Source organism: Flavobacterium sp. FlaQc-30 (assembly GCF_044005885.1).
In the GTDB taxonomy this organism is placed as follows: domain Bacteria; phylum Bacteroidota; class Bacteroidia; order Flavobacteriales; family Flavobacteriaceae; genus Flavobacterium.
The window spans coordinates 132,501-152,399 of the sequence record NZ_JBIPCO010000008.1 but is presented as its reverse complement, the minus strand read 5'-3'; the positions used below and the strand labels follow the sequence as shown (position 1 = coordinate 152,399).

The following is a 19,899-nucleotide window of genomic DNA, read 5'->3' as shown; positions in this document are numbered from 1 at the left end:
GGTTGGTGGTTGATGTTTTTTGGTTGATAGTTGTTTATTAATACTTGATTCTTAATACTTAATCATCAATGGATTTTTAGATCCAAATTGGAGCTTTATTCGGAAAACGAGGAAATGAAGCGTATATAAAATGGAAAAACAGAGTGAGATTGTTTCGCTGCTCCAAAAAACTGCAGAAAACAAAAAAATAATACTATTTGACGGCGTTTGCAATTTATGCAGCAACGCCGTTCAATTTATTATAAAACACGATAAAAAAGATACTTTCCGTTTTGTGGCTTTGCAATCTGACTTAGGAAAAGAAATCTGTACTTATATTGGCGTTGATCAAACTAAAATTGACAGTATCATTATGTACAATCCTGGTGTTGCTTACTATTATAAATCTGACGCTGTAATCGAAATTGCCGAAGATTTGGGCGGATTGTATAGTTTAATGGCAATTTTTAAAATTCTTCCAGAAAAGCTTCGAAATTACATTTACGATTATATTGCTACTAATCGCTACAAATGGTACGGCAAGAAAGAAAGCTGCATGATTCCTACGCCAGAACTAAAAGCAAAGTTTTTGTAAAAAACATCTTGAAATCAAAAACTAAATTCACTATTTAACCTCTTCAAAAGTAAATTTTGGGTCTTTATAATTTAAAGTTCCCGGCAAAAAACAAGGAAGGTTCATATAAGTCCCCACTACACCATTCCCTAAAACTAGTTTATTTTCTTTTCGCAAAAAAGCCAATGGAACTCTTTTCCAGCTTCCTCCATTAGATATAAAATGAAAATCGCCTCTAAATGTATCTCCTTTTATATCGCCTCTTACATCTCCAGAATCTTTACCAATCCTATTATACAATATTTCATAACGTCCAAAAAAACGTTTATCACTGATATTTAAAACCAAAATTGCAGTATCATTATTATTTACGGCACGGTAAAAAACTTGTTTGTAACCTGTGTTTTCTTCTTTAGAATTACAAGAAATGGTAAGTGCAAAAATCGAAAAAAGAAACAAAAGTGATTTTAAATTCATAGTATATATTTATTTTGACATAAGTTAATATTACTCACAACTTATTTGCTGTATGATTTACTTATATCATTTATAATGATTTAAGTAATTTACAAGCGATCTTTTACAAACTCAATTTGAGTTTTTCCGTGGGCACTAGGCTTACCATTTTCATCGAGGTTTACCATTGTAGTTTCGTCGATTGTAATAATGGTTTCACGCGTCATCATATTTCTAACTGCACATTTTAAAACGACCGAAGTATTTCCAAATTTAACCACATCAATCCCAATCTCGACAATATCTCCTTGTCTTGCTGAACTTCTAAAATTAATTTCAGACATATGTTTGGTTACAACTCTCGGATTTTCTAACTGAATTATAGTATAAAGCGCCAGCTCTTCATCTATCCACGCTAATAATTTTCCTCCAAATAAAGTTCCGTTAGGATTTAAATCTTCGGGCTTAACCCACTTTCTAGTATGAAATCGCATAATTTTAATTTATAAAAGTAAAAATAGAGTTTTTTGTATTTGAAATTTTTATAAATTTAAAGAAAAAACATGGCAGATAGAGACACTTTTTTAAAAGAATTCAGAGGCGAAACTTTAGGAACTGTAAGTGCTCAATCTTCGGCAGATGAGTTATTTCAAAATCAAACGATTAGACCTATTTTAAAGCTTCAAAATGATTTATTCATAGCCGTTTTTATTAATTATGTAAATAAAAACAAAGCCGACTTTTATTCGTACACCATCGAAAAGAAACTCCAGACTATAGAAAATTCGATTCAAAAAGATATTAAGTTTCGAAATTCTCTAAAAGGAATTGTTATGGCGCTTTTTACGATTGAAGAATACGATACTTATATCCAGAATTCTTCTGATTTAAACAAACGCATGATGAATTTATTAATTGACAGATTAAAAAGTCAAGTGCAGTTGTTTGAATTTGACAAAACAGAAAATTAAACTATTGTTTTCAGAAATTATTTAGCATAAAAAAACAGGTTTGACGAGATTATTAATCTTACCAAACCTGTTTTTAAAACTATACTTTTCAGAAATCTATTCCTCAGAAAGCATTAACTCTTTAATGTATTTAACTGGAGCACTTCCAAAGCTTAAAAACTTCTCATGGAACTTTTTCAAATTAAATTTATCTCCTTCTTTCTTTTTAAGTTCTTCTCTTAAATTATAAATTTCAGTATAACCTGTAAAATAAGAGCATAACTGCACTTGAGATAAAGTTACGCGTTTCCATTTTCCATCAGCTTCAGCTTGCTGCTGAAAAGCTTCTTTGGTCAATAAATCTAACGCTGCTTCTTTAGACATGTTTTTTGTATGAACACTAATATCTAAAATAGTATTACAAGTTGCTCTTAAATTCCATTTGTAATACATCAACCACATTTCGTCAGAGTTTTTGTAACCACTTTCCAACATCATTTTTTCAGCATAAACAGCCCAGCCTTCAACCATTGCACCATTTCCTAAAATAGATTTAATGATACTTGGAGATTGATTACTGTAAACTAATTGTGTGTAATGCCCCGGAACTGCTTCGTGAATATTTAAAATTTGAAGAATGTAATCGTTGTATTCTCTCAAATAACTTTCAGCATTTTCAGCCGTCCAGCCAGACATACTTCCTACATTATAATATGTATTTCCATTTTTATCATAAGGTCCAGGTGCAGAAATAGATGCGCCTGCCACTCCCGCCATATACGCAGGCTCTTTACGAACCACAAGTGGTTTTGATGGATCGATGTACAATAAATCTTTAGCTTTTACATAAGCTGTTAATTCAGGAATTTGTTTTTCGATTTCAGATTGAAACTTCTCTGGAGTTGTATGTTGTAAAGATATTTTATCAATAACTTGTTTGATTAAATCTAATTTATCAGCTGGTTTTGGATCTTTTCCTTTGTATTTTGTCCAAAGTTTATCAGCCAGAACAAACATTTTATCGTGCAGATCTTTTTTATGATCTACAGCAATTTTATAAATTTCGTCAGGAGTATAACTAGATTGGATATCAAAATTGAACTTTTTAGCATATAGTGCTGAACCAAGTCTAAAAGATCGCGGAGTTTTATTCGGTAAAGCTTTTAACCAAGCAGCATAATCTGAGATTGCTTTTATCGAAATAGCAGCTTTATCAAGCATTTCTTTTTTCTCAGCAGCACTTAATTTACTTTTTTCTAAAGCCGTTTTTAAATCGGCATCAAAAACAGAAGATCCACCTAAGTTTTGCGCTATTGCAAGTTCTGTATGTTCAACAGTTGGATTTTTAATGTTCTTTTTGGCAGTTTCATAATAAGCAGGAACTGCGTTCATCTTTTTGTTAAAGGCACGCAAACGCACTTCAAGAGAATCATAATTTCCGTTTAAAATTTCGGCAAAAGCTCCGCATACATTGTATTCAGAAGGATTCCATTCAGACGATTTCATCTCTTTGATACTAAAAATAGTACTTTCGAGCTGATTTTTAATCATTTGAAAATCGGTCTTATTATTATCCGACAAATTCTCAACGTTAAATTGTTTTAATGAATCTAATTGCGCATTAACAAAATCAAGTTGTCTTTTCTCTTCATTCGCATCATAAATAGATAATATGCTATCGTATTTATGGTAACCAACGCCAGAAGCCCAGCCAGGATTAATTTCCCACAAAGCCGTTACAAAGCCGTCTTTGTATTTATCAAATTTTCCATCTAAAGCTTTATCTTCGTTAGACTTAGTACTTTTGTTACAGGAAAAAAGCAGCGTAATCGCAAAAATTGAAACAAACAGTTTTTTCATAATTTATTTTTTTATGGTTTAAAGATAAAAAAAATGTTCATTATGCAAAACTATATAACTTTTACAATCAATATTTCAACAATTCTAATAAAACTTCTTCGAAACGATTTTTAGGCAAAAATTGATCTTCTAAGGCTTTTGTAAACGGAATTGGCGAATCGAGACTTGCCACTCTTTTTACTGGAGCGTCCAAATACTCGAAACATTCCTCCATAATTAAAGCTGAAATATCACTTGCAATACCTCCGAATAGAGTATCTTCTTGATAAACAATCACTTTTCCTGTTTTTTTTACTGAGGCAAAAATAGTTTCAGTATCAAGTGGTTGCAATGTTCTTAAATCGATTAAATCCGCTTTTATTTCAGGATATTTCGCTAACGTTTCCAATGCCCAATGTACTGGAGCACCAAAAGCAATAATCGTAACCGAAGTTCCTTCTTTTAACAAAGCTGCTTTACCAAACGGAATTGTATAATAATCAGTAGGAACATCTTGATGTATACTTCTGTACAGTTGTTTATGTTCAAAAAACAAAACCGGATTTGGATCGTTAATCGCAGTATTCAACAAACCTTTTGCATCATAAGGGAAAGCAGGATAAACCACTTTTAAACCCGGAGTTTTGGTAAACCAAGCTTCATTGGTCTGCGAATGAAACGGTCCCGCCTGAGTGCCGCCGCCGCAAGGCATACGAACCACAACATCGGCTTTTTCGCCCCAGCGGTAATGCGATTTTGCTAATAGATTGACTATTGGATTAAATCCCGTTGAAACAAAATCAGCAAACTGCATTTCGACAATTGCTTTATAATTATTTATAGACAATCCCATTGCAGTCGAAACAACTGCACTTTCGCAAATGGGAGTATTTCTAACACGATCTTTACCAAAAAACTCTACAAATCCGTCGGTAATTTTAAAAGCACCTCCATATTCGGCAATATCTTGTCCCATCATGACAAGGTTTTTATGACGCTGCATCGACTGCTCCAAACTATTACGGATAGCATCTATAAAACGAATATTCTTGCTTTCAGATGTTGAAATAATTTCTTCATATTGATATGGCTTATAAACATCTTCTAATTCACCGCTGTAAGTAGGTATTATTTCAGGTTCAGCATTGGCGATGGCAAGATTCTCGTCAATTTCTTGTTTTATTTCATTGTGAAACTCTTCATCAAGTTCGGAAGTAAGAACTCCAATTTCGGTTAAATAGTTTCTATAATTTACAACAGGATCTTTAGTTTCCCATTCTTCCATTAATTCTTTCGGAACATATTTGGTACCGCTTGCTTCCTCGTGACCACGCATTCTAAAAGTTTTAAACTCGAGCAAAACAGGATGCGGATCGTTTTGCATATCTTCTTTTAATTTTGACAGTTTATTATAAATCTCCAAAATATTATTGCCGTCTATAATATAACTTTCAATACCATAACCAATTCCTTTATCGGCTAAATTCTCGCAAGAATATTGTTCTTTCGTTGGCGTAGACAATCCGTAGCCATTATTTTCAATAACAAACATTACAGGAAGTTTCCAAACAGCTGCGATATTCAATGCTTCATGAAAATCGCCTTCACTTGTACCGCCTTCACCAGTAAAAACAGCCGTAACTTTTTTATTATCTTGAAGTTTATTCGCCAACGCAATTCCGTCAGCAATTCCTAACTGCGGCCCCAAGTGTGAGATCATTCCAATAATATTATATTCCTGAGTTCCAAAATGAAAACTTCTGTCACGTCCTTTTGTAAAACCATTTGCTTTTCCCTGCCATTGCGAAAATAATCGGTGCAAAGGAATATTTCTTGTAGTAAAAACTCCGAGATTTCTGTGCATTGGCAAAACATATTCAGATTCGTCTAAAACAGAAGTTACACCAACAGAAATTGCTTCCTGCCCTATTCCCGAAAACCATTTAGATACTTTACCCTGCCGAATCAAAATGAGCATTTTTTCTTCGATTAAACGCGGCTTAAGCAGTTTTTTGTATAGGTCTAACAACTGCTCATCTGTAAGGTTTTCTCTATAAAAGATCATAGTTCTTGGTTTTTATATATCAAATATAAAAAAATATAACAATTTTACTTATTTATGTTATAAAATTTTAATTTTATTATAACTTTTAAAATTCAATTCTAAAATATTCTCTACCTTTGTTATACAAAGGCTTTTAAAGCCTTTTTTTCTTAAATAAAAATGTAAAGTATGCAAAACATTCCTAGTGTAGACTTACGTGATTTCCTTTCGGACGACCCGAAACGTAAACAAAAATTTGTAAATGAAATCGGCAGTGCATTTGAAAACATTGGCTTCGTAGCCCTAAAAGGTCATTTTCTTGACGACCAATTGGTAGACGAACTTTATGGTGAAATTAGAAAATTTTTCGCCTTGCCAGTAGAAACTAAGCATAATTATGAAATTCCTGGAATTGGCGGACAAAGAGGTTATGTTTCTTTTGGTAAAGAGCATGCTAAAGGACGCAAAGAGGGAGATTTGAAAGAATTTTGGCATTTTGGCCAATACGTTGATGAAAACTCAAAATACGCATCAGAATATCCTGAAAATGTAGAAGTTACTGAGTTGCCTCGTTTTAATGCTGTAGGAAAAGAAGCTTACCAGATGCTTGAAAAAACTGGTGTTTATGTATTAAGAGCATTAGCTTTGCACCTTGGTTTAGATGAATTTTATTTTGATCAATATGCAAAAGACGGAAACTCTATTTTAAGACCAATTCACTATCCCCCAATTACTTCTGAGCCAGAAAACGCAATTCGTGCAGCGGCTCACGGCGATATTAATTTGATTACATTATTAATGGGTGCTCAAGGTAAAGGGCTTCAAGTTCAAAACCACAATGGCGACTGGATTGACGCTATTGCAGCCGATGACGAATTGGTTATTAATGTTGGTGATATGTTGTCTAGACATACTAATAACAAACTTAAATCAACTATTCATCAAGTAGTGAATCCTCCTAGAGAATTATGGGGAACTTCACGTTTTTCTGTACCGTTCTTTATGCATCCTGTAAGTGATATGCGTTTAGATTGTTTAGAAAATTGTATTGATGAAGAAAACCCAAAGAAGTTCGAAGATATTACCGCTGGTGATTATTTATACGAACGTTTGGTAGATCTAGGTTTAATCAAAAAATAAAACTTATTTAAGTTTCAATTTTAAAAATTCCAAATTCCAAACTTTCATTGGAATTTGGAATTTAATTTTTAAATTGGAGCTTATTTTTTTAGAAGAAGAAACATATGGATTTTAAAGATCAATTAAAAAATTTATTCCCCGATCATATCGAATCAAACGAACCAGAAGAGGTTCAAGAGCAGGATCATGTTCTTTACATTCAGAAAGAACCCATGATCTGCAAGTTTGAAAAGCGAAAAGGAAAAGCAACCACCATAATCGAAGGTTATGAAGGAAGTGATGAAGATTTTAAACTATTGGCCAAAGAAATAAAAACCAAATTAAGCGTTGGCGGTACTTTTAAAGATGATTCTATAATTATTCAAGGTGATTACCGCGATAAAATTATGGCTATTTTAAAAGAAAAAGGATTTAAAACGAAACGCGTTGGAGGATAAATAGAAAATCTCAATTTTTAAAATTGGAATTTCAACAAGACACACAGCCGTGCGTCTCAACAAAAAACCTCAGAATCTCAGAATCTCAGAACCTTAGAACCTAAAAAAAAAATGATACAATCATCAGAATTAATACTTAACCCAGACGGAAGTGTTTACCACTTAAACCTTCGTCCTGAACATATTGCCAATGATATAATTTTTGTTGGTGACCAAAATAGAGTTGAAAAAATCACTCAATTTTTTGATTCAATTGAATTCTCGACACAAAAAAGAGAATTTAAAACTCAAACCGGAATTTACAAAGGCAAAAGAATTTCTGTAATATCAACGGGAATTGGCCCTGATAATATTGATATTGTTGTAAATGAATTAGATGCTTTGGTAAACATCGATTTTAAAACGCGTGAGCCAAAAGAAAACCTAACTTCATTAAATATTATAAGAATTGGAACTTCTGGTTCTTTACAAGAAGATATTCCTGTAGACAGTTTTGTAATGTCGAAATTTGGACTTGGTTTAGATAATATGCTCCGCTCCTATTTAATCGACGAAGTTTCAAATGCAGCGCTTGAAGATGCTTTTATCAAACATACTAATTGGGACAGCCGTAAAGGAAGACCTTATGTAATTTCGTGTTCAGAAAAACTGGAACAACTTATAGAATCTGATAAAATTTTTAAAGGAATTACTGCAACTGCTGGAGGTTTTTATGGTCCGCAAGGAAGAGTTTTACGTTTGAATATTCAGGATGAGGAATTAAATAGTAAAATGGATAATTTTAAATTTGAGGATGAAAGAATCACAAATTTAGAAATGGAAACAGCTGCAATTTATGGGCTTTCGGCGCTTTTAGGTCATAATGCTTTATCATTAAATGCCATTATTGCCAACCGTGCGTCAGGAACATTCAGCGAGGATCCTTATAGAGCAGTTGATGAGCTTATTACTTATACATTAAATAAGTTAGCGGGGAAATAATTAGATAATTTGTTAATTAGAAAATTAGATAATTTAAAAATCTTGAGATTATGTTTTTAAGAGTTGCAAGACATACAGATAACTTAGAAATAATTGAAAATTTTTATATCAATATTCTTGGTTTTGAGCGATTAGGTGATTTTCAGAATCATAAAGATTATGACGGCGTTTTTATTGGAAAAATAGGTTTAGACTGGCATTTTGAGTTTACACAATCTAAAGTAAAAGCCAATCATTCTTTTGATGAAGATGATGTTATTATCCTTTATCCAAAAACAATTTTAGATTACAATGAATTAATAGATAAGCTTGAGCATCATAACATTTCGACTATAACTGCCGTAAATCCTTTTTGGAATGAAAACGGAAAAATGTTTCAGGATCCTGATGGTTATAGAATTGTTATATCTCCATTGAAAGCAATAATAAGTGAAATTAATTAAGCAATTATAGAATTATAAAATTTGGAATTAGTTAATTTGAGAATTAGATAATGAAAAGAGCTTGCGCAAAAAAAATATTACAAAATAAATAATGGCAGAAACACATAAAAAAATCCTATTCAAATACTATAGTGATTATTTAGAAGATACGGTTTCAGAAACCATGTGGGCTGAAATTGTAGACTTAGAAAAGGGACTTTTTAAATTAGATAATATTCCTTTTTTTGGAGCATTAATTGCAACAGACGATTTGTTTTATGCCGAACTAGATGAAAAAGAAGAACGTTTGGTCTATCAAAAAACGATTGAAAGCTCAGGAAATTCGATAGTTCAGATTTTAATTTTAGAAAAAGATTTTGACAAGGAAATTATAATCGAAAAACTAAAAGCAATTAATTGTTTGTCTGAAAGTTTAAATGATACTTTTCTAGCTGTCGAAATTGCAAGAGAAACAGATTATTCGATTGTGCGAAGTGTTTTAAATGAATATGAAACGCTTTCTGTTTTTGAATTTGCAGAGCCATGTCTTTCTGAAAAACATCGAGCTGATTTATTAAAAAACTAAACAAACTTAAATACGCATACCAAACTTAACTTAAACTTAACTACAATGAAAACGGTAAAAATTGCAGGTGTTCCGGAACACTTCAATCTGCCATGGCATTTATGCATTGAAAATGGCGAATTTGAAGCAGAAAATATTGATTTGCAATGGAAAGATATTCCAGAAGGAACTGGTAAAATGTGCCAAATGCTGCGCGACGGAGAAACGGATATGGCAGTTATTTTGACCGAAGGAATTGTAAAAGATATTGTTGCAGGGAATCCTAGTAAAATTGTTCAAATTTATGTGCAATCGCCATTAATCTGGGGAATTCACGTTGCTGCAAAATCTGATTTTAAGAATATCACAGATTTAAAAAATAAAAAAGCAGCGATTTCTAGAATTGGATCAGGCTCTCAATTGATGGCTTATGTTAATGCAAACGAGCAAGGCTGGAATAGTGATGATTTGCAATTTGAGATTGTAAATACAATTGATGGCGCTGTTGAAGCTTTGACAAACGGAACTGCAGATTATTTTATGTGGGAACGTTTTATGACAAAACCACTTGTAGATAAAGGTATTTTTAGACGCATTGGCGACTGTCCTACTCCATGGCCGTCTTTTGTAATAACAGTTCGCGACGAATTTTTGAAGAAAAATCCAAAAGTAGTTGAAAAAGTCTTAGAAATTATAAACAAAACTACGGTTGATTTTGCTCAAATTCCGAGTATTGACAAAACATTAGCGGAATTATTCAATCAAAAAGTAGAAGACATTCAAGAATGGCTGAAATTAACACAATGGTCTCAAAAACATTTAAATGAGAAAGCTTTTATCAAAATCCAAAATCAATTATTTGATCTGGGAATTATTGATAAAAAAAGTACTTTTGTTGAAACGGTAAAAGCGCTGTAAAAACTGCTTTCGATTCTTATGATAAATTTTCCTAAAATTGACTTTCCGCAATTAAAATCCAAATTACAGGTGAAATCACCTTGGGATAGGGTGATTATTATGCTGTTGAGTCTTTTGATAACGATACCCATTTTTATCATACTGCATCAAAATTTACGCGATTTAAATTGGGCATTCAATTTAGATCGTGTGTTTATTTTTATATTCGTTTTTGCTGCAATTTTCTTTCTCTTAATGTTGCTGCGAACCATAATAATTTTATGTGTTGCTGTTTATTTATTGATTCTAATTTATGGAACGGTCATTGGAAATTATGGTTTCAGCGAAATCTCTGAGGATTATAATTCGATGATTTACACCATGTCAGACAATCCTTTTCCTCAGGATATTATTGTTGCAAAACTGCTGCCGTTTCCAAACAAATCAAAAATTATAAACGCAATCGAATATCAAAATCCAAAAGTTAGGAATTTTGCTATCATGGCGACTACTAAACATTTTAAAGGAATAAAAGGATATTCTGACTATAGAACTATAATTCAATGTTTTGCTGTATTTAAAGAGATAAACAGCCGTTGGAATTATGTAAATGATCCAAAAGAAGGCGATTATATTGCAACCGCCAGCGAATCATTAGAATATTTTTCTGGAGACTGCGACGATCACTCTATTTTAATGGCGGCCGCAATTCGTTCTATTGGCGGTACTCCGCGATTAATTCACACAAAAGGACATATATATCCTGAAATACTTATTGGTTCTTTAATCGATTTGGAAAAAGTCAATTATCTAATCAAAAATGTGCTTTTTCCAAAAGAAAGCTATAAAAAGAAAATTCACTATCACATTGATGAACGTGGTCAGGTATGGATGAATCTCGATTATACTGCTAAGTATCCGGGAGGACCATTTATGTACGAAGAAATTTTAGGGGCTTTGACTCTAAACTAGCTTTTTTAGCAGACAGAAAACGGGATCGTACCAAGCCTTTCTAGAAATAAACAAAATCAGAGCAAGGCATCAGCAATTTCAATAAAATATTATAAATCAGATACATTAATTCATTTTGTGTTAATAAAATGTTAGGAGTAATACTTTTTTTTGTAACTTTTCCTGTCTAATTTTTAATCACAAAATCATGAAAAAATCTAAATTATTTATCTTCGGAATTGCATTGGCTGCGGTATTAATTATTTCATGCGCTAAGGGTAGAAATAAACTAGTAAATTCTTGGAAAATTACTGCTGTAGAAGCTAAAATGCCACTTTCAGATTCTTTAAAAGCAGTTATTCTAAGCGATGGAACCCTAACTTTTACAGAAGATGGGCACGTAACTGGCTTTTTAACTAGAGAGATTACAAATGGTACTTATGCATTGACAAAAGGTGGAAAAAGTTTAGTGATAAAAGATGAAGTTGGTACTCCATACCCTTGTGAAAGCACGATTACATCAGATGAACTGGTTTTAGATACCAAGGAAATGAAACTTATACTTAAGAAAATCTAACTTAAGTTTAGTGTAACATTTTTAAAATCAGAATCATAATTCAAAAAAAAATAAAGACATTCAAAACTCCTAAACTACTCGTTTAGGAGTTTTTTTATGAAAAAAGTTTTAAAAAAACATTGCGCAGTCAAATAACTGCATTATATTTGCAGTCAAATAACTGCACAATGGAAATTAGAAGAGATGTTTTTCAAGCAATCGCCGATCCTACCCGCCGAGCAATTTTAAGTTTAGTGGCCATACAAGCAATGACTCCGGGAGCAATTGCTGAAAATTTTAAATCGTCTAGACAGACTATTTCAAAACACATACAAATATTGAGTGAATGTGAGTTACTTCACCAAACACAAACGGGAAGAGAAATTCACTATCATTTAAATCCAGAAAAAATTAAGGAAATCGACAATTTTATTGAACCTTTTCGCAAAATGTGGGATGACAGGTTTAATAAATTAGAAAGTATAATGAAGAACTATAAACCCAAAAACGATTAATATTATGGAACCAAAAACTAAAGTCAGCGCTGTAAATGGGCAGCAGCAATTAGTGATTACTAGAGATTTTGATCTTCCGTTGGAATTGCTTTTCAAAGGATATACTGAAGCCGAATTTGTAGAGCAATGGATGGGAACCAAAGTACTGAAACTTGAAAATAAAAAACACGGCGGCTGGCAGTTTGAAACTTCAGATCCTAATGGAAATGTAGTTTTTAAAGCAAATGGTGTCATACATGAATATATTCCAAATCAAAAAATAACCCGAACTTTTGAAATGGAAAATACGAACTTCTCTCCTCAATTGGAATTTTTAGAATTTGAAAAAATTACTGACGAAACCAGCAGACTTACTATTCAAATTATTTACAGATCTATTGAACTTAGAGATCAAACATTAAAAATGCCTTTTGCACAAGGTATTAATATGGCACATAATCGATTACAAGAAATTTTGAGTAAAACATTAAACTAAAATATTATGAGTAAAAGAAACAAAATTATCTATTGGATTGCTACGCTTTGGCTGGCATTAGGAATGACTGCAACAGGAATTGTGCAATTATTAAAAATAAAAGATGAAACTGAAATGATAACGCGCTTAGGTTATCCTTTATACTTTTTAACGCTTTTGGGTGTATGGAAACTTCTTGGAGTTATTGCAATTTTAATCCCTAAATTTTCTTTATTAAAAGAATGGACATATGCCGGATTCTTTTTTGCCATGACGGGAGCTGTTTTTTCACATTTTGCAGTAGGAGATTCTGCTAAGGATTATTTTGGCCCAATATTGTTAATCGTTTTAACGATTGTATCTTGGTATTTTAGACCTGCCGAAAGAAAAACCAATACAATCTAAAAAAAGAGAAAAACATAAAAAACTTTGAACTCAAACTGCATCTATTAATTTTCGTATTGAGCGCATTAATTTATCTGTAAAGACAATAAATATTTCAATTAATTGTTTTTATAAATACACCTCAATAGTGTTTAATCCATAAATAAATAGTTCAGAGATATGAAAAAAATAGTTTTTTTAGTTATTATGTTTAGTGTTTGCTTACAAGGATATTCGCAGGATGAACTCAATGCCAAATTTAAACCGATTCCTAAAAAGAATGCAGAAATTAAAGAAGTAATTCCTCCTCCTAAAGAAAATACTCCAAAAGCAGAACCACCGGTTGCTGCCGAAAAACCAGATCCTTTAAAAGTTAATCCAGAGGAGCTTTTTAAAGATACCAGTATATATAAAAAAGAGTCAAATGTTGATGGTATTTTTTATAGACGAAATCAATTTTTAGGAAGTTTTAAAACCACCTCTTTTACTTCTACAATTCGTTATCGTGATGCTGCTTTTGTAGACGGCGATAAAATAAAAGTATATTTAAACGACAAAGTGGTTGAGCCAGAAGTAAGCTTAGATGGAGAGTTTAAAGGTTTTAAAATTAATTTAGTAAACGGAATTAATAAAATTGACTTTGAAGCTTTGAATGAAGGATCTGCTTCACCAAATACAGCAGAGTTTCAAGTTTATGATGACAAAGGTGTTGTTATTGAAGCTAGTCAATGGAATGTTGGTACAGGCTACAAAGCAACAATCGTAATAGTGAAAGAATAAAAGCGGGAATTTCTCAATTCTATTTTAAAACAAAAAACGGTCTGAAAAGACCGTTTTTTGTTTTTGTACTTTTTTCAATAGAATTACTAAAAAATCCCAATAAAACAGGAGTGTTTAGACAAATTCAAAACAATTATAACAAAAACTGAAAGACGAATTTGCATCTCAAGTTTAACTTCGCTTTTGTAAAAATCCAATCAAAATGGATATAGATCTAAAAACGATTAAACTATGAAAAAAACCTTTAACCTCTTTTTTACTGCCTTTCTAATTACCTTCAGTTCGTTTTCGCAAACCAATCAAAATGATCCCTCGCTGGATTGGTTAAAAAAAACATCAGAAGTAATCCATTATCAGCTGAGCAAAGCTGCAGAAACGTATAAACCCGGAAAAAACCCTCGTTCTACAAATCCCGACGGAACTGTTAGACTTGCTGGTTTAACGGATTGGACAACTGGATTCTTTCCTGGAAGTCTTTGGTACGGCTATGAATTAACCGGCGACAAAAAACTAGCTCAAGATGCACAAAAATTCACTCTAGCACTTGATTCTATCCGACATATAAAAAACACGCACGATTTAGGTTTTATGCTTTATTGTTCTTATGGGAATGCCTACAGAATTACTGGTGACAAAACTTATCTTCCTGCACTTGCCGATGGTGCCCAAAATTTATACGCTCGTTTTAGTCCAACAGTTGGAGCCATTCGTTCTTGGGATTTTGCTTGGTGGCACTACCCTGTTATTATCGACAATATGATGAATCTTGAATATTTGTATTGGGGCGCTAATCAGTTTAATAAGCCTGAATATGCAAATGCGGCTAATTCTCATGCTTTAACAACAATTAAAAACCATTTTAGAAAAGATTATAGTTCTTATCATTTGGTAGATTACGATCCAAAAACGGGCAAAGTACTGCGTAAAGCAACACATCAAGGAGTAACAGACGATTCGGCTTGGGCACGCGGGCAAGCCTGGGGACTTTATGGTTATGCGATGTGTTATGCAAATACAAAAAATCAGAAATTTTTGCAACAGGCAGAAAATATTGCTTCGTTTATAATGAACCACCCTCGTATGCCAAAAGACAAAGTTCCAGTTTGGGATTTTGATGTTCATAATGCAATGGATACTGATGAACTAGCTCCTAGAGATGCATCGGCTGCCGCAGTAATAGCTTCAGGTTTACTTGATTTAAGTACTCAGGTTAAAGACGGAAAAAAATACTTCGATTATGCTGAAGAAATACTAAAATCCTTATCATCAGAAGCTTATTTAGCTAAACCAGGCGAGAACAATTACTTCCTATTAAAACATAGTGTTGGAGCTTTCTTATACAATTCTGAAATTGATACACCACTGGATTATGCAGATTATTATTATTTAGAGGCATTAAAAAGATATGCTGAAATTAAAAAAATAGATTTTCCAGAGAAATCGTAACTCCATAAATTAAAGATGAAGACTAACAAATACCTATTCATTTTTGCATTTATTCTGTTTTCTGTACAAAACATTTTAGGACAGGAAACCAAAATAAATAAAACGAGTTTCGACCTTATCAATCTAGATTATAAAGGACTTGAAAAAGTAAAAGCATTGGTTACTGCAAAAAAGTACGAAGATGCCAGTGAACAGCTTTTAAAATATTATCGCGGTCGTACTGATGTTAAAAATTTAGATTTTAACCCTACTGACAGACAAAAATATGCTGGTAAAAAAGTAAGCGACAATACCTTAGCACTGGCGAATGATATTTTATTGCACAAATTTAAACCGCACAAAGGCTATCCTGCTTACGATTACGGAAAAGACATCAACTGGCAGTATCGTCCTGTTCAAGATCAATTGCTGACTACTTTTTTGCATCGTACTGCTTTTTGGGAGCCATTAGGAATTGTTTACAATAGTACTGGTAATGAAACATATGCAAAAGAATGGGTGTTTGAAGTACGCGATTGGATCCAAAAAAACAAACAAGGCGCTTATCCTGATGATAAACAGTATGCTTGGAAAGCCTTTGTAGTTTCTTTTAGACTTAATCACTGGTCGTCGTATTTTAATATGTTTATTAATTCGCCGCATTTTACTCCTGCATTTTTAATGGAATTTTTAAATTCTTATAAGGAGCAAGCTGATTATGTAATGAATAATTATACTGATATTGGAAATCATCGCTTATACGAAGCACTTCATATGATGTATGCCGGAAGCTCTTTTCCAGAAATGAATCATGCCGAAACATGGCGTAAGAGCGGTATTACAGTTTTAAACGACGAAATCAAAAAACAAGTTTTACCTGATGGAGTTCAGTTTGAGTTGTCTCCATCCTATCATATTGGTACAATTAAGATCTTTCTAGATGCCTTGCAAATTGCACAATTGAATGGTGTAGAAAAAGAGTTTCCAGAAAGCTATCATAATCTAGTAGAAAAAATGATATTGGCAGTTGGTAAATATTCATTTCCTGACTATACATTTCCGTTATATGGCAACTCTTTCTTAACAACTAAAAGTGCCATGCTTAAAAATTATCAAGTATGGGCAAAGGTTTTTCCTCAAAATAAAACAATTGAATATTACGCTACAGACGGAAAATCAGGTTTGAAACCTGAGTATCTTTCCAGCAGTCTGCCCAATGCGGGTTTTTATGCCTTTAGAAACGGCTGGGACACAACATCAACTGTAATGCAAATTAAAGCTGGACCTCCCGCCGGGTTTCATTCTCAACCTGATAACGGAAATTTTGTTCTTTGGATAAAAGATCGTGACTTTACTCCTGACTCTGGTAGTTTTGTTTATGCAAATGTTGGCAATCAAGAAAACAGTAAAAGAGATTGGTATCGTTCTACGAAAGCACATCAAACCTTAACTCTTGATAATCAAAACATCCAAAATGATGCAAAACTAATTAAGTGGCAGCCAGATGGAAATCTTCAATTACTTTCGTACCTAAATCCAAGTTACAAGGATTTAAATCATGAAAGAAACTTTTTGTTCGTAGATAAAACTTTTTTCATCATTATCGACAGAGCAATTGGAACCGCAAGAGGCGATTTAGCAATTCATTACAATTTAAAAGAAGATAGTAACGCGAGCATAAATAAGGTAAACAACAGCATCGTTACAAATTACGGCGATGGAAACAATCTCGTTATTCAACTTCTTAATAAAGATAAAGTTACTTTAAAAGAAGAATCCAGTTTTGTTTCCTACCAATATCAAAAAGAGACAAATCGCCCCGCTTTTGTATTTGAAAAACCTAAAAACAATGAAAATACACAAGGCTTTATCTCTATACTTTATCCATACACTGGTAACAAACCACCAGAAATAAAAATCATCGAGAATAAAGGACATGATCTGTCAAATGGCAAAATTGATCTCACATTAACCATAAATGGAAAAATAAGCCAAATTCAACAAAACCTTAATCCCTAAAAGATTAAGAAACGCAGGGCATTTTTTTTTGCCTTAGTGATACAACAAAAACTTTACGAAGCTATCTTTGGAATTCAGAAAAACTGAAATCAAACAGCTTTTAATTTTATTAAAATAACCACAATCTATGCAACTAATTAAATTAAAAATCTGAATGAAAAACCTAAAAAACAGTATAAGCGTATTGTTTCTTTCGTTGACAATATCCTTTGTCAATGCTCAAGAAACTCCAATTAAAAAAGAAAACTTTGACGTTGTAAATTTAAACTATCCAGGTTTAGAAAAAACAAAAAAACTCTTTGACGCAGCACAATACAATGATGCCGCAAAAGAATTATTAAGTTACTACCGCAATCGCAAAAACATAAAACATCCTGAATTTAATGTAGGAGATGAAAATAGATTAAAAGGGAAAGATGTTGGAAAAGCGAATCAGGAAAAAGCCGACAATGCTTTGCAGCATAAATTTCAACCGATAAAAGGTTACAGCTATTTTGATTACGGTGCAGATATAGACTGGAATTATTGGCCTATAAAAGATAATGAAATGCGCTGGCAGCTTCACAGAGTAAATTGGTGGCAGCCTATGGGAATTGTGTATAGAAGTTCTGGCGATGAAAAATATGCAAAAGAATGGATTACTCAATTTAGAGATTGGGAGAAAAAGAATCCTTTAGGACTTTCTAAAGACAATGATCGATATGCGTGGCGTCCGTTAGAAGTTTCTGATCGTGTACAAAGTCTGCCTGGTACTTTCAATTTGTTTGTGCCTTCTCCAAATTTTACACCAGCTTTTTTAATGGAGTTTTTAAACTGTTATGCTAAACAAGCTGCCTATATTCCTGCTCATTACACTAAAGATGGAAATCACTTATTGTTTGAAGCACAGCGAATTTTAGGTGCTGGTGCTTTTTTTCCAGAACTAAAAGAAGCGGCTGCATGGCGTAAAAGCGGAATTGACGTTTTAAACCGAGAAATAAAATCACAGGTATTGCCAGATGGAGTTCAGTGGGAACTTTCGCCAACTTATCATGTTGCTACAATTGATATTTTCTTAAAGGCATATAATTCAGCTAAAATGGCAGGAGTTGAAAAAGAATTTCCAGATTCTTATTCAAAAACAATTGAAAAAATGATTATTGCACTGGCAAATATCACTTTTCCTAACTACAACATTCCAATGTTTGGTGATGCATGGCTGGTTGAAAAAAATGCAAGACTAAAACAATTTGCAGTATGGTCAAAAGCTTTCCCTGAAAACGAAGAAATTAAATATTTTGCAACAGATGGCGCATCAGGAAAATTACCGTCGAACTTATCAAATGCATTGCCAGACGGCGGTTTTTATACCTTTAGAAATGGATGGAACGAGCAGTCAACCGTAATGATTTTAAAAGCCGGCCCTCCAGGAGAATTTCACGCACAACCGGATAACGGAACTTTTGAACTTTGGAATAACGGACGCAATTTTATGCCTGATACAGGTTGTTATATTTACAGCGGCGATGCGGAAGTTACCAAAATGAGAAACTGGTATCGTCAAACCAAAGTACACAGCACCTTGACATTAGACAACCAAAATATGGTTATCACCAAAGCAAAACAAGACAAATGGCAGACTGGACAAAATTTAGATATTTTAACATACACAAATCCAAGTTATAAAGATTTAAACCATCAAAGAAGTATGCTTTTTATTAATAAAAAATATTTCTTGATCGTTGATAAAGCTATTGGAAATGCGGTTGGAAAATTAGGAGTTCATTTTCAGTTAAAAGAAGACAGCAAACCATTTTTTGACAAAACTAATAATAAGGTGTACACCACTTATGAAGACGGGAACAACTTGTTGATACAATCTTTAAATTCAGATAAAATAGCTCTTAGTGAAGAAGATGGAAAAGTATCTTATGCATACGGTAAAGAAACCCCAAGACCTGCTTTTGTATTCGAAAAAAATAAAATCGATAATAAAACACAAGATTTCATAAGTATCGTATATCCTTACAATGGTTCTAAAGCTCCTGAAATCAGTATTAAACCAAATGCTGATCATAATCTGGAAAAAGGAATCGTAAGCCTTACAATTAGTATTGACGGCAAGAAAAGCGACATTAAAACATCCTTATAAAAGCAGTAAAAGATAATATTTCAAATATTCTATTTTTTCAAAGACGTCTCAACAGGACGTCTTTTTTTTTGTCTTGTTTTAATGATGTCTCTTACAAAGAAATTAAATCCACCTTTTAGCAAATAACCTAGTACTTATAATTTTCAAAATCTAGACACAAAATAATAGGCAGTAACAAATTAAAATTACTTTCTATTTAAATATCAGCGGCTTAAATAGCCTTTATTTTTCAATTATTTAAACACATTTTAACCGCATTTTAAACCTGCTTTATCTTTTGCATGAAATAGAAAAAGATAATACTAAATAAAAAGTAAGAAAAAATATTAAAAACACATTTTTACCCTTAATTTTTTGGGGTTTAAAGCTTGTTTTAATCAAAATCAATAGTATTTTGGAC

Annotated in this window: 21 protein-coding genes; 17 read left to right on the top strand and 4 right to left on the bottom strand. The window is 32.6% G+C overall.

Annotation, left to right across the window (positions count from 1 at the left end; all coding sequences use genetic code 11):
- The first annotated feature begins 130 nt into the window (after window positions 1-130).
- Window positions 131-574, top strand: a complete 444-nt coding sequence (locus tag ACHRV0_RS17600; RefSeq protein WP_395441817.1) for a thiol-disulfide oxidoreductase DCC family protein — start codon at window positions 131-133, stop codon at window positions 572-574.
- 30 nt (window positions 575-604) lie between these two features.
- Here ACHRV0_RS17600 and ACHRV0_RS17595 read toward each other — a convergent pair whose 3' ends face one another.
- Window positions 605-1,030, bottom strand: a complete 426-nt coding sequence (locus ACHRV0_RS17595) for a hypothetical protein (RefSeq protein WP_395441816.1) — start codon at window positions 1,028-1,030, stop codon at window positions 605-607.
- 89 nt (window positions 1,031-1,119) lie between these two features.
- Window positions 1,120-1,503, bottom strand: a complete 384-nt coding sequence (locus ACHRV0_RS17590) for an acyl-CoA thioesterase (RefSeq protein ID WP_129023034.1) — start codon at window positions 1,501-1,503, stop codon at window positions 1,120-1,122.
- A 69-nt stretch (window positions 1,504-1,572) separates the two neighbouring features.
- On the opposite strand from ACHRV0_RS17590, the gene ACHRV0_RS17585 reads away from it, so the two are divergent.
- Window positions 1,573-1,980 carry a glyoxalase gene (locus tag ACHRV0_RS17585; RefSeq protein ID WP_129023033.1) on the top strand — a complete coding sequence of 136 codons (408 nt, stop codon included), beginning with the start codon at window positions 1,573-1,575 and terminating at the stop codon, window positions 1,978-1,980.
- Between the two features lie 96 nt (window positions 1,981-2,076).
- On the opposite strand, the gene ACHRV0_RS17580 is transcribed toward ACHRV0_RS17585, so the two are convergent.
- Both ACHRV0_RS17580 and ACHRV0_RS17575 read right to left on the bottom strand, forming a co-directional pair.
- Window positions 2,077-3,819 (bottom strand): DUF885 domain-containing protein, encoded by a 1,743-nt coding sequence (locus ACHRV0_RS17580; protein WP_395441815.1) that lies wholly within the window; start codon window positions 3,817-3,819, stop codon window positions 2,077-2,079.
- 67 nt (window positions 3,820-3,886) lie between these two features.
- On the bottom strand, window positions 3,887-5,863 hold the full coding sequence (locus tag ACHRV0_RS17575; protein ID WP_395441814.1) for a thiamine pyrophosphate-dependent enzyme: 1,977 nt from the start codon (window positions 5,861-5,863) through the stop codon (window positions 3,887-3,889).
- A 168-nt stretch (window positions 5,864-6,031) separates the two neighbouring features.
- On the opposite strand from ACHRV0_RS17575, the gene ACHRV0_RS17570 reads away from it, so the two are divergent.
- From ACHRV0_RS17570 to hepC (ACHRV0_RS17500), 15 genes are all read left to right on the top strand, one after another.
- The gene (locus ACHRV0_RS17570; protein WP_129023030.1) at window positions 6,032-6,982 is read left to right on the top strand and encodes an isopenicillin N synthase family oxygenase; all 951 of its coding nucleotides are present in this window, start codon (window positions 6,032-6,034) and stop codon (window positions 6,980-6,982) included.
- Window positions 6,983-7,086: 104 nt separating this feature from the next.
- Window positions 7,087-7,419, top strand: coding sequence for a translation initiation factor (locus tag ACHRV0_RS17565; RefSeq protein ID WP_089056753.1), 333 nt, complete (start codon window positions 7,087-7,089; stop codon window positions 7,417-7,419).
- 111 nt (window positions 7,420-7,530) lie between these two features.
- Window positions 7,531-8,400, top strand: a complete 870-nt coding sequence (locus ACHRV0_RS17560) for a nucleoside phosphorylase (RefSeq protein ID WP_395441813.1) — start codon at window positions 7,531-7,533, stop codon at window positions 8,398-8,400.
- Between the two features lie 50 nt (window positions 8,401-8,450).
- The gene (locus tag ACHRV0_RS17555) at window positions 8,451-8,843 is read left to right on the top strand and encodes a VOC family protein (protein WP_395413853.1); all 393 of its coding nucleotides are present in this window, start codon (window positions 8,451-8,453) and stop codon (window positions 8,841-8,843) included.
- 91 nt (window positions 8,844-8,934) lie between these two features.
- The gene (locus ACHRV0_RS17550; RefSeq protein ID WP_129023028.1) at window positions 8,935-9,408 is read left to right on the top strand and encodes a DUF4265 domain-containing protein; all 474 of its coding nucleotides are present in this window, start codon (window positions 8,935-8,937) and stop codon (window positions 9,406-9,408) included.
- 45 nt (window positions 9,409-9,453) lie between these two features.
- Window positions 9,454-10,305 carry a substrate-binding domain-containing protein gene (locus tag ACHRV0_RS17545; RefSeq protein ID WP_395441812.1) on the top strand — a complete coding sequence of 284 codons (852 nt, stop codon included), beginning with the start codon at window positions 9,454-9,456 and terminating at the stop codon, window positions 10,303-10,305.
- Between the two features lie 18 nt (window positions 10,306-10,323).
- On the top strand, window positions 10,324-11,256 hold the full coding sequence (locus ACHRV0_RS17540; RefSeq protein WP_089055510.1) for a transglutaminase family protein: 933 nt from the start codon (window positions 10,324-10,326) through the stop codon (window positions 11,254-11,256).
- A 187-nt stretch (window positions 11,257-11,443) separates the two neighbouring features.
- Window positions 11,444-11,812 (top strand): hypothetical protein, encoded by a 369-nt coding sequence (locus tag ACHRV0_RS17535; protein ID WP_395441811.1) that lies wholly within the window; start codon window positions 11,444-11,446, stop codon window positions 11,810-11,812.
- Window positions 11,813-11,979: 167 nt separating this feature from the next.
- Window positions 11,980-12,306: a helix-turn-helix transcriptional regulator gene (locus ACHRV0_RS17530; RefSeq protein WP_099718160.1), complete on the top strand. Its 327-nt coding sequence runs from the start codon at window positions 11,980-11,982 to the stop codon at window positions 12,304-12,306.
- Between the two features lie 4 nt (window positions 12,307-12,310).
- On the top strand, window positions 12,311-12,781 hold the full coding sequence (locus tag ACHRV0_RS17525) for an SRPBCC domain-containing protein (protein ID WP_395441810.1): 471 nt from the start codon (window positions 12,311-12,313) through the stop codon (window positions 12,779-12,781).
- A gap of 6 nt (window positions 12,782-12,787) precedes the next feature.
- Window positions 12,788-13,165 carry a DoxX family protein gene (locus ACHRV0_RS17520; protein ID WP_395441809.1) on the top strand — a complete coding sequence of 126 codons (378 nt, stop codon included), beginning with the start codon at window positions 12,788-12,790 and terminating at the stop codon, window positions 13,163-13,165.
- A gap of 159 nt (window positions 13,166-13,324) precedes the next feature.
- Window positions 13,325-13,924: a hypothetical protein gene (locus tag ACHRV0_RS17515; RefSeq protein WP_089055515.1), complete on the top strand. Its 600-nt coding sequence runs from the start codon at window positions 13,325-13,327 to the stop codon at window positions 13,922-13,924.
- A 231-nt stretch (window positions 13,925-14,155) separates the two neighbouring features.
- Complete coding sequence (locus tag ACHRV0_RS17510; protein WP_395441808.1) at window positions 14,156-15,370, top strand: glycoside hydrolase family 88 protein; 1,215 nt, start codon at window positions 14,156-14,158, stop codon at window positions 15,368-15,370.
- A gap of 15 nt (window positions 15,371-15,385) precedes the next feature.
- A complete protein-coding gene (hepC, locus tag ACHRV0_RS17505; protein WP_395441807.1) occupies window positions 15,386-17,368 on the top strand; it encodes a heparin-sulfate lyase HepC in 1,983 nt (660 codons plus the stop codon).
- A gap of 154 nt (window positions 17,369-17,522) precedes the next feature.
- On the top strand, window positions 17,523-19,499 hold the full coding sequence (gene hepC / locus ACHRV0_RS17500; protein ID WP_395441806.1) for a heparin-sulfate lyase HepC: 1,977 nt from the start codon (window positions 17,523-17,525) through the stop codon (window positions 19,497-19,499).
- Window positions 19,500-19,899: the final 400 nt, after the last annotated feature.